The organism is Leucobacter sp. cx-328, assembly GCF_014530035.1.
GTDB lineage: Bacteria > Actinomycetota > Actinomycetes > Actinomycetales > Microbacteriaceae > Leucobacter.
In genome coordinates, this window is sequence record NZ_JACVMX010000006.1 from 115,002 (window position 1) to 128,737 (window position 13,736).

Consider the following 13,736-nt stretch of genomic DNA (forward strand, 5'->3'; position numbering starts at 1 on the left):
GCACTCACCCGAAATTTCTCTCGATGTCGAGATAACTCTCTGACTCCGATAGACTCAGGGTTATGGGCCACAAGCCCCGTTTTATTGCACAATCAACAGGCTGGAGCACCGTTGGAAAAGATCAAGGTTGCAGGTAAGGTCGTCGAGCTCGACGGCGACGAGATGACGCGAATCATCTGGCAGTTCATCAAGGACCGTCTGATTCACCCGTACATCGACGTTGACCTCGAGTACTACGACCTCGGCATCCAGCACCGCGATGAGACCAACGACCAGGTCACCATCGACGCAGCGCACGCTATCCAGAAGCACGGCGTTGGCGTGAAGTGTGCAACGATCACCCCTGACGAGGCACGCGTAGAAGAGTTCGGCCTCAAGAAGATGTGGAAGTCGCCGAACGGCACGATCCGCAACATTCTCGGTGGCGTGATCTTCCGTGAGCCGATCATCATCTCGAACATCCCCCGTCTGGTTCCTGGCTGGAACAAGCCGATCATCATCGGCCGTCACGCATTCGGTGACCAGTACCGCGCAACCGACTTCCGCTTCGAAGGCGAAGGCACTCTGACCGTCGAGTTCACCCCCAAGGACGGCGGTGAACCCCAGAAGTTCGAGGTTTACCAGTCGCCGAGCGACGGTGTTGCACAGGTGCAGTACAACCTCGACGCATCGATCCGCGACTTCGCTCGTGCATCGCTGAACTACGGCCTCTCGCGTAACTTCCCTGTCTACCTCTCGACGAAGAACACCATCCTCAAGGCGTACGACGGCCGCTTCAAGGATCTCTTCCAGGAGATCTACGACACCGAGTTCAAGGAGCGCTTCGAGACCGCAGGCCTTACCTACGAGCACCGCCTCATCGACGACATGGTCGCTTCGGCCATGAAGTGGGAGGGCGGCTACGTCTGGGCTTGCAAGAACTACGACGGTGACGTTCAGTCGGACACCGTTGCACAGGGCTTCGGCTCGCTCGGTCTCATGACCTCGGTGCTCTCGACTCCGGACGGAAAGGTTGTCGAGGCAGAGGCTGCACACGGCACCGTGACTCGTCACTACCGCCAGCACCAGCAGGGCAAGCCGACCTCGACCAACCCGATTGCGTCGATCTTCGCTTGGACCCGTGGCCTGCAGCACCGCGGCAAGCTCGACGGCAACCAGCCCCTCATCGACTTCGCAAAGGCACTTGAGGACGTCGTCATCAAGACCGTTGAGTCGGGCAAGATGACCAAGGACCTCGCAATGCTGGTCGGCCCCGAGCAGGGCTACCTCACTACCGAGGAGTTCCTCGCAGCGATCGACGAGAACCTGCAGGCACGCCTGGCGTAATTTGGGCTCTGCCTTTCGGCTCAACCCCGCGAAACTGGCAGTTTCTGCCGAGATCGATGGTTTCACCGCGTAGAAACCTTGTGTCTCGGCAGAAACGGTCAATCTCGCGGGGTTGACTCGTGTCTGGGCAAGGAAAACGGCCTGTCACCCCGTGGGTGGCAGGCCGTTTTCCTTTTGCCGTGGGGCAGTCGAGGGGAGCCTTGCTGGATGCAGGTGTCACCCATAGGGTCTCGTTGTCATTCGCCCTGGTGTGCGGGAAAAGGTCGCCCGGCCGCGAGGCCGGCCCGTTCTTGCCCCGGCGGCACGCGGTGGTGGTGGTGTGGGGTGGCGGCCGTTTCACGTCACACACTGCCCGGGCATGACTCAACCCCGCGAGAACGGCAGTTTCTGTCGAGAAGGGGAGTTTCTGCGGCCAGAAACTATCGATCTCGGCAGAAACGGCCAGTTTCGCGGGGTTGAGCATGCGGGGCGCGCGCGCCCGGGACCCGCCCTACCGAGCGACCGTCACAGGCTCACCGTCGACGTACGTTGCAATAACGGGAACCGCCGCAAACTCAGCGGCGCTGAGCGTAAACGGATCCACGCCGAACACCGTCAGCACCGCTCGTGCGCCCGGCTGCAGGTGTCCCTCGTCGAGTGAGCGGATCGCGCGAGCCGCGTGTGAGGTGTAACCCTCGAGCGCCTCGCGCATGGTGAGACCCTGCTCGGGCTGAACGGGGGCGCGGTGCGGATGAGTGAGCGGTACGCGCGTGATCGACTCGGTCATCATGACGCGCGGATCGTACGGGGTCACAGGCCAGTCGCTGCCAAGCGCGAGCGTTGCACCGGTCTCGCGAATGTCTTTGCAACGCCAACCGTGGCTCGCGCGCTCTTCGCCGAGGCGTACTGACCAGTTGTCGCTGCGATCCGCCAGTGTGTGACGCGTGCCGTGGATCGGCTGCATGCTTGCCGCGACGCCGAGAGCTGCGAAGCGCGGGACGGTCTCGTCGGGAATGGACTCGATGTGCTCGATGCGGTGCGCAGCATTCGCGCGCAGGTCGCCGAGCGATTCGAGTGCATCAAGGACGAAGTCGACTCCGCGCTCACCGATCGCGTGGGTTGCGGTCGCGACGCCGCGCTCAGCGAAGAAACGAAGCGCGCGGCGGTATGCCTCGGGGTCAGTCCAAATGGACTTCAAGCCCTCGCCATAGCAGTCGGGGGTCGCGAGCCAAGCGGAGCCATTGTCGACGGTGCCGTCGATCATGAACTTCACGCCTTCGACGCGCCAGCGGCGGCCGTGCAGGCCCTGCAGTTCGGCGATCTCTGCGAGTGCAGCTTCGTCAGATCCTGGCGGAACCATCGGCGAGAACCGCAGGCGAACGGGTAGTTCTCCGCGACTCTCCAGGAGCTCGAGTACCTCGCGGCTGCCGGGATGGAAATCCATGACGTGCGTGCCGGTGATACCGGTCGCAGCCATGCCATCGAGTACCTCGGTGAGTCGATCCGCGCGCACCTCAACGGTTTCCTGCGGGATGCGCTCGAGTGCAAGATCCATTGCGGCAAGCTCGAGGAGGTAGCCGGTCGGGTTGCCATCGGCGTCCACGCCAACCGCTGACTCATCGGCAAAGGTCTCCGTGCCGGTGATGCCGACGCGCTCGATGCCCACGCTGTTGATGACAGCTGAGTGCGCATCACGCATACGCAGGAACACCGGGTGGCCAGCTGCAGCCTCATCAAAGATGCGGCCATCGAAACCGGTCTCGGTGTAGATGTTCGGGTCTACGCCCCAACCGAAGAGCCACTCGCCATCGGCTGTCGTGGCTGCGGCGTCAGCGATCCGCCCCTTCGCCTCTGCGAGCGTGAGGTCGGTGAGCTGCACGCCGCGGGTGAGCTCGAGGCCGAACACGATGTGAGTGTGGCCGTCGGTGAGGCCAGGCGTGATTGTGGCGCCGGGGTACTCATCGATCTCGGTTGCGTCGGTGATGTATGCGCTGATGTCCTTGCGCGAACCAACGGCGATGACGCGGCCGGATGCGATTGCGAGGGCGGATCCGAGCACGATCTCAGGTGCGGTGAAGTCAACGACCTGCGCGGCGAATACGACCCGGTCTGCGGGCGTCGCAATGGTGTTCACGATGTGGCTCCTGTTCTCTGGGAGTGAGTGGGCTGTGGTTAGGCGCGGTCGGCGGTTGCCGAGTCCGAGAGCTCTGCCTCAGCTGCGACGATGCCAACCGCACTCGTGTTGCCGTCTTCGAGCTTGCGACCCTTGCGGCTGATGACGAAGAGGGCGGATCCGAAGAGGATGCTCGGAGCAGATACGAGCAGCGCGTACTGGATCGGCGAGAGGACGCCAACGAGCTGGCCGCCGATGAGCGGGCCGAAGGCAACGCCAGCGAGGTAGAAGCCTGAGACGAGCACGCCAACGCGGCCGGTGACATCCATGACGGCAGCGAGACCGGTGACGAGAACGAGGATTGCGCCGTACATTGCGCCCCAGATGAGGATCGAGACACTGTATGCCATCGCCGAGGTGGTGGTGATCATGATGAACTTCGTGATCGTGCTCATCGCGATGATGAGAACGAGCGACCAGCTGCGGCCGAGCCAGCGGAGTGCGAGGGGAGCGAGGAGGGCGCCGATGAGGCCGCCGAAGACCTTGCCAGCGAGCAGCGCACTCGATGCGTCAGCAGAGATGCCGGCCTGCGCCGAGAGCACGCTGGTCATCGAGTAGACCATGTCTTCGGTGAGCGACCACAGGCACATTGAGATCGCGAGTGCGAACGCGGCCAGGGTGTAGACCTTGCTTGCGGGTGCGTTCGAGGAAGCGTTGCGGTGTGCGCGAGCTGCTTCGCGAGCCTCGGGGGAGAGGTTCGGCAGGCCGCCGGCCATGATGAGGCCGAGCACGCCGAGGGCTGCGATGACGAGCAGCACCGAACGCAGGTCATTGTGGAACAGGGGTGCGATCGCGAGGAGCGCGGTGGCGCCGATGCGGTTGATGACCATGATCGTGGTGACCGAGCGGTCGGGGTTCACTGTGGTCGACGCAGCTGCGGTGCCGGTCGCGATCATGATGCCTGCGCCGATGCCGCCGACCATCAGGCCGATCATGACAGCGGGAATCGTGAGGATGAAACCTGCGGCAGCGTAGCCAAGCACCATCAAGACGAGGCCAATGCGGCCGAGGCGGGGGCGATCCGCCGTCGCGATGAAGCGGTTGGTGACGAACATCGCAAGCGCCGAGCCAGCGGTCATGCCGGTCGCGAGCGCGCCAGCGGTGGCGATGTCAACGCCGAGATCCTGCACCATGCCCGCGATGAGAACGGGAACGAGGTTCGCAGCCATGAGCGCGATGACCCAGGTGCCGACGAAACCGAGGACCACCTTGGTGGTGAGTGTCGCGAGACCGCTCTGTGGCGCGGCCGTAGTGGGTGCGGAAGACATGGTGACTCCTTTGTCGAGTTCAGATGATGTGAACGTTGCGGGAACGTTCCAGCAAGAGTAGAAACTACGTGGCAATTTCGAAAAACGCAAACTCGGAACGCGGATCGCCCCCGGCCCGCCAGGAGCCATAGACTGTGGATATGCCGAAGTCTGGGGTCACAATCGTTGATATTGCTCACGAGTTGGGCATTTCAAAAACCGCAGTTTCTTCTGCGTTGCACGGCAGTGGTCGAGTGTCGGAGACCCTACGGGAACGCGTTCTCTCGAAGGCAGAAGAGATGGGCTACGAGCGAAATCGCGCCGCACAGCGGTTGCGTGGTGGCCGTCACGGCGCGATCGGCATGCAGATTCCCGAAGACGTGCAGGAACTCGCGTTCTACATGGAGTTCGCGTTTGGCGTCGCGGCCCGCGCAGCAACGCTCGGACAAGATCTTGTACTCCTTGCAAACGGCGATGCGAAGCGTTCGTCGAGCCCGGCCATCGATGGTGTGCTGGCGCTCGACGCGACGGCTGAGACCTTTGCGGCAGCGCTTGCCGCGGCGGGGTCATCCCCGGTCGTATCAGTCGGCGAGTATCTCGGTCCAGGGCACGAACGCCAGGCTGCCTGGATCGCGGCGGATCACCGCAAGCTCATTGAAGACCTCCTCGAGGTGCTTGCGAGCGCTGGTTACACGGCACCGGCGCTGGTCGGATTCTTGCCCGACCGCGAGCCGCTCTGGGGTGCGCAGCTGCGCGCCGGATACGAAGAGTGGTGTGCGCACACTGGCCGCGATCCTCACCTGTACACCGCCCAAATTGCGCTCGCAGACGCCGATATGCTCAGCATTATGCAGCACGCGGCCGAGGACGGCGCAGATGCGGTGATCTGGGCTGCCCAGGGTCACGCACGCAGGGCAGAAGCGATGCGGGCGGCGCAGGGATCCGCGCCAATGCTCATGGCCTCAATGGCACTCGGGCCGAGCGACGACGGCATGGCCGGTGTCGATCTGCGCGCACGTGACTACGGTCAGGCCGCAACCGACCTGCTGTTCGCAGCCATTAGCGGCACGGTCGAGCAGGGTGCATCGGTGCTGCACGAGGCGCGGATCGTGGCGCCCCGGTAGTTCGACTGCTTGCGGAGCCGGTCAACCGCGCGAAAAGGCCCTGTTCTGTCGAGAAGGGGTGTTTCTGCACGGTGAAACTATTGATCTCGGCAGAAACGGACTGTTTCGCGGGGTTGGCGCAGGGGAGCGGAACGCTACTGCGCTGACAGGATCTCGCGCACGCGGGGGACGACCTGGGTGCCGAAGAGTTCGATGCTCTCCATGAGCTTGCCGTGAGACATGGTGCCGTTGGCGTACTTGAGGTCGAAGCGATCGGCGCCGAGGGAGGTGACGGTCTTGGCGATCTTCTCTGCGACTGTGTCGGGGGACCCGACGTGCAGTGCGCCGTTGTCGGCTTCTGCTTCGAACTCCTCACGCGTGGTCTCAGGCCAGCCGCGCTCACGGCCAATGCGATTGCGGTTCGCGGCGAAGTGCTCCCAGAGCTCGTCGCGGGCCTGGGCATCAGAAGCGCCAACGTGGCCGGGCGAATGTACGCCGAGCGGCATACGAGCTGGCCCGCCTGCCTGTCCGTAGCCTGCCTCGTCCTGGGCCTGGCGATAGAGATTGGCGAACGGAGCAAAGCGCACGGGGTCGCCGCCGATGATCGCGAGCATCATGGGGATGCCCATGCGCACGGTGCGAAGGACCGAGTGGGGGCTGCCGCCAACGCCGATCCAAGCTGGCAGCCCGTTCTCGTGTTCAGTCTTCGGGAAGACTTCTTGGCCAGTGAGCGAGCTGCGATGGCGGCCGGCCCAGTGGATCGGCCCCTCGCTCCGGAGCTGCGAGAACAGTTCGAGCTTTTCGGTGAAGAGCGAGTCGTAGTCGTTCATGTCGAAGCCGAAGAGCGGGAAAGATTCGGTGAAGGATCCGCGCCCGAGAATGATCTCAGCCCGCCCGTTACTCACTGCATCGAGCGTGGCGAATCGCTCGTAGACGCGCACGGGGTCGTCGCTCGAGAGTACGGTGACACCGGTGCCGAGAAGGATACGTTCTGTGCGCGAGGCGATGGCCGCGAGCACCATCTCCGGTGACGAGATCGCAAAGTCATCGCGGTGATGTTCGCCCACGGTAATGGCGTCGACGCCGACACGATCAGCAAGGGCAGCCTGCTCGACAACGTCACGTATGACCTGAGCGGCATGTAGCGGATTGCCTGCGTTGTCGTTGGTGATGTCGCCGAAGGTGTCGAGGCCGAGCACTACATCGGCGAGGTTCTTCTGGTGATCGCTCATGTCCAGTGCAACCACGACGAGTCTGCGGTTATTCCTGTGTGGCGCACTGGCGATCTGGAGTGGAAAAAGGGGAGAGGCCCGACCAGCGATGGCCGGGCCTCTCAGCGCGCTTGGACTCAAATAGGGGTGGGGTCCGATAAGCCGCGCCCCGGGAGATACTCACCGGAAAACATCACGCCGCAAAATTGGGGAACGGCGCGATGTTACTGCCGCGGGATATCCTTCGCGGCAGGCATATGAAGTTGTGGGGAGAGCAGCAAACGCCCGTTACACACCCGGTTCGTTTCAGTTGCAATGTTTGCAGCATACACACGGTACAACGGTCCGGCAATAGTTCTTCGCGATGTTTCGTTCATGTGTCATATTTGCGCCACTTTGGTAACGGCTATGCGCCTAGTTGCGGGTGCCTCTCAGTGCGATCAGCAACGTGACGCATGTGGTGCCAGGCGGCCCTGGTCTATACCCGTTCCCTGCTCGCGCTCAGCCGAGCCGGGGAGGCCGCATCAACGCGCACGGCACAACTGCGATGAATTTGGAAGCAGCCGGTGATCGTCGGGATGGGAAGCGAAGGGTTGCATCTCGTACCCGGTGCACTCTTCCTGGTGGCAGGTGCGTGCGTTTTCTACGCCGGACTTCTCTACAACGGCTTCGAACGGCACGCGCAGGAATTGCCTTCAGAACTCAAATAAAAGGTCCGATGCGCCAAAGCGCACCGGACCAAAAGCTAGAAGCGGCGAAATCTACCGCACGCGCATTGAGCCGATGTAGCCAATCACGGCGGCGATAACGCCGAAGGCGACGGGCAGCGCCCAGTGCACGCCGAGTCCGAGCATCGCGCCCACTGCGCCAGCGATGAGCACGAGCTCAACCAGTGCCTGCGCAAAGTGATCTGTGCGCAGCACGGGCTTGGGCGACAGGAACAGCGCCCACACCACGACGGAGACAACGAGGGCGATGAGGCCGCTCAGAATGCCAACGGGCATCGGCCATGCGAGGAAGCCCCACACGGTGATGGTGAGCACAGAGATCACCTGGAACAGGCCTCGAATGAGCTGCAGCACGGCAGTGGTGCGCGCGCGCTTCACGATCGTGGTTGCCTCAGCGGGGGTCATCGAGGGGGTCGTCTCGTTGCTCGTTGCGTCGTTCATCACCCCGTAATTGTAGCCAATCGCTTGATGGTCTACCCGTGAGGCGCCACATTGGTCCACTGAATCAGTGGGGCGTAGCTTGGAGCCATGTACCGTTCAAGCTTTACCCGCCGCACTGCGCGCCGTCTCGGCCTGGCCCTGCCCGCCGCAGCACTCGCCGCGGCGCTCACCCTGACCGGGTGTGCTGGATCCGCCGAGCCTGCCCCCACCGCCGGTGGCACACTTACCTATGGACGTCTCGCACCCGTGGACAATCTCGATCTCCACACGCAGATCACCGCAAACAATGCCTTCGCGATTGACAAGATCTTCGAACCGCTCGTGTCGTTCACCGAGACCGGCGAGATCGTCGATTGGCTCGCCGAGAGCCACGAGATCTCGGAAGACGGTAAGACCTACACGTTCACTCTGCGCGATGGCGTGCAGTTCTCGGATGGCACTGATGTCACTCCGGCTGATGTGGTCTTCTCGCTCAAGCGCCACATCGAGGTTCCTGGTCCGCTCGCGTTCACGGCCCCGGTCGCTGATGTCGTAGCCAAGGGTGACAACCAGGTCGCCATCACGCTCGATACGCCGTACACTCCGTTCCTTTCGGAGCTCGCAAACTTCGCGGCAGGCATCGCTCCCGCTGACTTCGGCGGCAAGACCGAGGAAGAGTTCTTCAAAGCTCCCGTCGGCACCGGACCGTTCGTTGTGAGTGAGTGGGATCCCGCTGGCGACCTTACTTTCGTGAAGAACGAGCACTACTGGCAGGACGGCAAGCCCGCCATTGACTCACTCGTCTACAAGTTCGTGGCAGACGACAACCAGCAGCTGCAGCAGCTGACCGCTGGCCAGCTTGACGCGATCGAGCAGATTCCAGCGGCCAACGCGGAGTCAGTGAAATCGAACGCGTCGACCGCGCTCTCGCAGAGCGACTCGTGGGCGATCGAGCAGATCTTCTTCAATACCAAGAAGTCTGAGTTTGCTGACCGCAATGTTCGCCGCGCAATCGCGCAGACCCTTGACCTCGAAGGCATCGCGAAGGCAACCACCTTCGGCACCTCGCACGCAGCGACCTCGCTGATCCCGCCGACCATTGAATATTCGGCCGCGGATCCCGGCGTCGCACTCGCGTATGACGTCGATGCGGCGAAGGCGGATCTCGCAGCCTCGGCATACCCTGACGGCTTCACTGCGAAGCTCCTCATCCCGAGCGGCAACGCGCAGCGCAGCCAGATCGCGCAGATTGTCCAGGAGTCGGCTGCCAAGATCGGCATCACGATCGAAATCGATCAGGTAGATATTGCGACCTTCCGTGAGCGTTTCAAGGCGTTCGACTACGACCTCATGATCAACTCGGGTCAGTCGGATGCACCCGACCCCAACGGTCTCGTGACCTTCCAGGCCGACCCCGAGGGCTTCAGCCAGTCGTTCTGGACGAGCTACACGAACGATGACGTGACGAAGCTCATGCATGAGGGTCGTACGACCGCTGACGGCCCCGAGCGCCAGAAGATCTATGAGGAGATTCAGCAGATCCTCGCAGATGATGCACCGTACATTCCGTTGTACTTCGCGTCGAACCTCAAGGGGACCACGAGTAAGGTCAATGACTTTGTCGTTCTGCCGAACGGCAGCGTCCGCTTCCAGGATGCGTGGCTCTCAGAGTAATCGCGCGCGGAGTGTGAGATGCGGCGGTGTTGCCGCGTGAAACCGAGCCCGTTCGTGTGCGGGCTCCCAGATCTGGGGTGGGTTGCGAGTGATCGCGATCCGCCCCTTTTCGCTGTTCTCCACAGGGCCCGGCCGCCCCGCTCACTTAGGTACGAAACAAAATAGGATTGAGGGCATGCAACAGGGACTTCGTTCAGTGGGTCGCACACTCGCGATCCTTGTCCCAGTCATGTTCGGAGTCGTGACGGCCGTCTTCTTGTTATTGCGGATCGTGCCAGGCGATCCCGCAGTGATGATCCTGGGGGAGCGCGCGACAGATGAACAACTTGCCGCACTCCGCACCGAGCTCGGCCTAAACCTGCCACTTTGGCAGCAGTACCTGTCATTCATTGGCCACCTGTTTACCCAGGGCGACACCGGCGCCTCGCTCGTAACTGGGGTGTCAACTCGTGAACTCGTGCTGAGCCGCGCTCCAGTGAGCTTTGGCATCGTTGGCCTTGCGGTGCTCTTTGCGCTGTTGATAGCGGTGCCCCTCGCGCTTGCCGCAGCAAAACGGCAAGGCAAGATGGTCGATCACGTGGTGCGTGTGCTTCCGACGATCACGATGGGCATGCCCCTCTTCTGGATCGGCCTCATTCTCATCCTGGTCTTCGCGGTGAACCTTGGCTGGTTCCCTGTCGGCGGCGTCGGTAACGGCCCCGGCGACCCGCTGCGGAGCCTCGTGCTCCCCGCGCTCGCCGTGGCGCTAGGGATGGCGCCGCCGCTGATCCGCTCCCTGCGCGCACAGTTACTCGAAGCCATGTCAATGGAGTTCGTCACGATGCTTCGTGTGGCTCGCGTTCCCGAACGCACCATCACCTGGAAGCACGTGCTGCGGAACGCCGCGGTCCCGACCCTGAACCTGCTGAGCGTGAACACCGCAGCGCTGGTCGGTGGGACCCTCGTAGTAGAGAAGGTCTTCGGCATCAATGGTCTCGGCACGCTGCTGTTCCAATCGATTAGTTCGCGCGACTTCCCGGTCGTGCAAGGCATCGCGCTGTACTGCGCCGTGTTTGTCGTATTCATCGGTCTCATCGCCGGCGTGCTGTCTGCACTCATTGATCCGCGCCTGCGGGGCTCTCAAGGAGGCCGGTGATGAGTAACGAAACACTGCCAGGCTCCGGTCTGCCGAGCTCCGCGCTGCCAAGCACCCCGAGCCCACATCGCGTGCGCCAGTCACGTCCCGCGCGGGCACTCGCGTCGCCCGCATTTGTTGCCGGTGCGTTGCTCACACTCTGCATCATTGCAATTGCAATTTTTGCTCCCGCGTTGGCGCCCTATGACCCCGTTACGCAAGACCTCAGTGCTGGGCTGCAACCACCGTCTGCCGCACACTGGTTCGGCACTGACCAGCTCGGCCGCGACATGCTCTCGCGTGTGCTGTACGCGGCCCGGGTAGACCTTGGCATTGCGGTGAGCGCTGCGATTGCACCCTTCATCATCGGAGTCACCGCTGGCTTGCTCGCCGGATATTTCGGTCACGCAACCGACTGGGTAATCTCGCGCGTCACCGACACCGTAATTGCATTCCCCTTTTACGTCATGGTCATTGCGCTCGTCTTCGCGGTCGGGGCAGGGCCAAAGGGCATCATCGTTGCCTTCGCTGTTGTGGGTTGGGTGGGGTATGCGCGCGTGATCCGCGCCATGACTGCGTCCCAGCGCCAACTTGGCTGGGTGCGGGCAGCCCGCGGGGCTGGGTTGAGCGATGTACGTGTGCTGACCCGCCATATCCTGCCCAACGTGCTCCCGCAGGCGATCGTGCTGCTGACGACCGAGATTATCCTCATCATGGTTGCGATCGTGACTCTTGGGTACCTCGGCCTTGGTATTCAGCCGCCGACGCCCGACTGGGGAACAATGATCGCTGACGGCCAGGCCTTCGTCACGACGCACTGGTGGTTGTCGACGCTGCCTGGTCTCGCAGTGGTGATTACCGGCATTTCACTGTCACTGCTTGGAGACGGTATCGGCGACGCAATGCGGATCAGGCAGGCCCCACCCCGCTCGGCGCACGCGCCCATTCGATGCGCAGGCGTGGTGTCCGAGCCGGTCGCGCGTGGTCACGTGCGCGTGCGCGATCTGCGGGTGGCATCGTCGGCGACGGGTGCCCCGATTATTGGTGGTGCGACGGGCATCAACATCGAGCTGCAGGCGGGCGAAGCGCTCGGCATCGTGGGGGAGTCCGGCTCAGGCAAGAGTCTGACGCTGCGGGCGATCCTCGGGCTCCTGCCGGTCGGTGTCGAATTTGGTGCGATGCACACGAAGCTGCCGACCGATCGTATTGAGGTGTCGGTGGGTGGGCCGATCGGCATGGTGTTCCAAGACCCGGCGACCGCGCTCGATCCGCTCGCGCGCGTTGGCTCGCAGGTGCTTGCCGCCTGCAAGGCGGCCGGGGCGGCGGATCCGGCAGCCCGCACCCGCGAACTCCTTGCGGCGGTGCAGCTCCCAGACGAAGACCGCATTGCGCGGTCGTTCCCGCACGAGCTTTCCGGCGGTCAGCGACAGCGCATCGTGATCGCAATTGCGCTCGCGGGCGATCCGGCGGTACTGCTGTGTGATGAGCCGACGACCGCGCTTGACGTCACCGTGCAGCGCGAAGTGCTTGCGTTGCTCACAGAACTCCGCCGTGAACGCGGCCTCACGCTCGTCTTCGTCTCGCACGACCTCGCAGTCGTCGCAGACGTCTGTGACCGGATCGCCGTCATGTACGGCGGTGACATTGTCGAAGAGGGTACGCTCGCCGAGGTCATCTCGCGACCACAGGCGGCCTACACACAAGAGCTGCTCGCGGCAGTTCCCGACGGCTCAGCATCGCCAGTGCCGATTGACCCGGCGGCCGAGACCGTGCTCACTGTCGCCGACCTCACCGTGAAGTACGGCGCCGAGATCGGCGCGGGCCACATCAACTTTGCACTCAAACGCGGCGAGGTCATTGGTCTCGTCGGCGAATCAGGCTCCGGAAAGACGACCGTCGCGCGTGCGCTCGTCGGGGAGCTGCCGCTGAGCGCTGGGCGCGTGACCTTCTGCGGCGCTGCCGGGGTGATCGATCCGGGTATGGCCGGTCGCGCACGCATCCGTGCTGCGAACCCGCACGTGCAGCTCGTCCCACAAGATCCCGCGGCCGCGCTCAACCCTCGGCTCACCGTTGGCTCAGTACTCATTGAGCTAGTGCAGCTCCGTGGCCGAGAGACCGGAGAGCGGCTCAACCGCGCGCAGGCACGGGCCCGTGCCATTTCGCTGCTCGCCGAAGTCGGACTCGACAGTGCCATCGCTGGCGCCTATCCGCATGAGATCTCCGGCGGTCAGCGGCAACGCGTCGCAATTGCTCGCGCGCTCGCCGTCGAACCAGAGGTGCTCGTCGCTGATGAGGCGACGAGTGCCCTTGACGTCTCGGTGCAGGCCGGCATTCTTGCGCTGCTCGAACGGTTGCGACTCGAGCGTGGCCTCACGATGGTCTTCGTCTCGCACGACCTTGCCGTTGTGCGAGAGATCTGCTCGCGGGTGCTCGTGATGCAGAACGGCGCGATTGTCGAGAGCGGCGGCGAAGAGTTCTTCGCTGGCCCGCGCACCGCGTACGGTCGAGAGCTGCTTGCAGCAGTGCCGGTGTTGCCGCGGGGCTAGGGCGCTGCGCCGGTACGCCGGTGCAGGCGGTTGGCTAAGGCTGGCGGTTGGCTGGTGGAAGCGGTTGGCTGAGACTGGCCCTCAAACCACCTCATCTTAAGGTCTGCCATGGATAGGAACGGGCCGGCCTGTGGCCGGGCGGCCATTTCTGATCACTCCAGGGCCCCGTCGAGCTGAACTGTGCCCAGCGGTCGCACACTTGAGCGTGTCGGCTC

9 protein-coding genes are annotated in these 13,736 nt (G+C 63.3%); 5 read left to right on the forward strand and 4 right to left on the reverse strand.

The window, feature by feature from the left end:
- The first annotated feature begins 111 nt into the window (after positions 1–111).
- Complete coding sequence (locus tag ICL81_RS09160; protein ID WP_188034587.1) at positions 112–1,326, forward strand: NADP-dependent isocitrate dehydrogenase; 1,215 nt, start codon at positions 112–114, stop codon at positions 1,324–1,326.
- A gap of 490 nt (positions 1,327–1,816) precedes the next feature.
- Here the strand turns inward: ICL81_RS09160 and ICL81_RS09165 are convergent, their stop codons facing one another.
- Together ICL81_RS09165 and ICL81_RS09170 are read right to left on the reverse strand one after the other, a co-directional pair.
- Positions 1,817–3,439: an amidohydrolase gene (locus tag ICL81_RS09165; RefSeq protein WP_353055483.1), complete on the reverse strand. Its 1,623-nt coding sequence runs from the start codon at positions 3,437–3,439 to the stop codon at positions 1,817–1,819.
- A gap of 38 nt (positions 3,440–3,477) precedes the next feature.
- Entirely contained in the window at positions 3,478–4,746 is a 1,269-nt protein-coding gene (locus ICL81_RS09170; protein ID WP_188034588.1) for an MFS transporter, read from the reverse strand.
- Between the two features lie 140 nt (positions 4,747–4,886).
- Between ICL81_RS09170 and ICL81_RS09175 the strand changes: the two genes are divergently transcribed.
- The gene (locus ICL81_RS09175; RefSeq protein ID WP_188034589.1) at positions 4,887–5,849 is read left to right on the forward strand and encodes a LacI family DNA-binding transcriptional regulator; all 963 of its coding nucleotides are present in this window, start codon (positions 4,887–4,889) and stop codon (positions 5,847–5,849) included.
- 134 nt (positions 5,850–5,983) lie between these two features.
- Here the strand turns inward: ICL81_RS09175 and ICL81_RS09180 are convergent, their stop codons facing one another.
- Both ICL81_RS09180 and ICL81_RS09185 read right to left on the reverse strand, forming a co-directional pair.
- On the reverse strand, positions 5,984–7,060 hold the full coding sequence (locus ICL81_RS09180) for an LLM class flavin-dependent oxidoreductase (protein WP_188034590.1): 1,077 nt from the start codon (positions 7,058–7,060) through the stop codon (positions 5,984–5,986).
- 740 nt (positions 7,061–7,800) lie between these two features.
- The gene (locus tag ICL81_RS09185; RefSeq protein ID WP_251382043.1) at positions 7,801–8,208 is read right to left on the reverse strand and encodes a DUF2568 domain-containing protein; all 408 of its coding nucleotides are present in this window, start codon (positions 8,206–8,208) and stop codon (positions 7,801–7,803) included.
- A gap of 87 nt (positions 8,209–8,295) precedes the next feature.
- Here ICL81_RS09185 and ICL81_RS09190 point away from each other — a divergent pair, with 87 nt between their 5' ends.
- The 3 genes from ICL81_RS09190 (at position 8,296) to ICL81_RS09200 (ending at position 13,521) form a co-directional block, all read left to right on the forward strand.
- Positions 8,296–9,861, forward strand: coding sequence for an ABC transporter substrate-binding protein (locus ICL81_RS09190; RefSeq protein ID WP_188034592.1), 1,566 nt, complete (start codon positions 8,296–8,298; stop codon positions 9,859–9,861).
- Positions 9,862–10,036: 175 nt separating this feature from the next.
- Positions 10,037–10,996 (forward strand): ABC transporter permease, encoded by a 960-nt coding sequence (locus tag ICL81_RS09195; RefSeq protein WP_223160655.1) that lies wholly within the window; start codon positions 10,037–10,039, stop codon positions 10,994–10,996.
- On the forward strand, positions 10,996–13,521 hold the full coding sequence (locus ICL81_RS09200) for an ATP-binding cassette domain-containing protein (protein WP_188034593.1): 2,526 nt from the start codon (positions 10,996–10,998) through the stop codon (positions 13,519–13,521). Before ICL81_RS09195 ends, ICL81_RS09200 begins: the two co-directional genes overlap by 1 nt.
- Positions 13,522–13,736 lie beyond the last annotated feature (215 nt).